Source organism: Allobosea sp. 2RAB26, assembly GCF_052115465.1.
Lineage (GTDB): Bacteria > Pseudomonadota > Alphaproteobacteria > Rhizobiales > Beijerinckiaceae > Allobosea.
Window position 1 is genome coordinate 1 of sequence record NZ_JBFRGS010000100.1, and the last position, 371, is coordinate 371.

The following is a 371-nucleotide window of genomic DNA, read 5'->3' on the forward strand; positions in this document are numbered from 1 at the left end:
CAGCCGCAATCGTCGTCGTCGTCATCGTCGCCGTTGCCGGCGCCGTCGTCATCGTCGTCATCATCGTCGTCGTCGCCATCTCCGGCGCCGTCGTCGTCATCATCATCATCGTCGCCATCTCCGGCGCCGTCGTCATCGTCGTCATCGTCGTCGCCATCTCCGGCRCCGTCGTCATCGTCATCATCGTCGTCGCCATCWCCGKYGCCGGTGCCGTCATCGTCGTCATCGTCGTCATCGTCGCCGTCACCGTCACCCGTGCCGGTACCGTTGTCGCCGTCATCGCCAACGACGGTCTCGAAGATGTTCTCGGGAAGATTGGTCAGGCTGGTATTGCGGGCGATGATGTCCGCGAACTCCTGGCCGTCGATGAA

General features: G+C 63.5%; 1 protein-coding gene. It reads left to right on the plus strand.

Annotation, left to right across the window (positions count from 1 at the left end):
• Nucleotides 1-371, plus strand: a 371-nt coding sequence (locus tag AB4118_RS34205; protein WP_441493925.1) for a hypothetical protein, incomplete at both ends; no start/stop codon positions are given.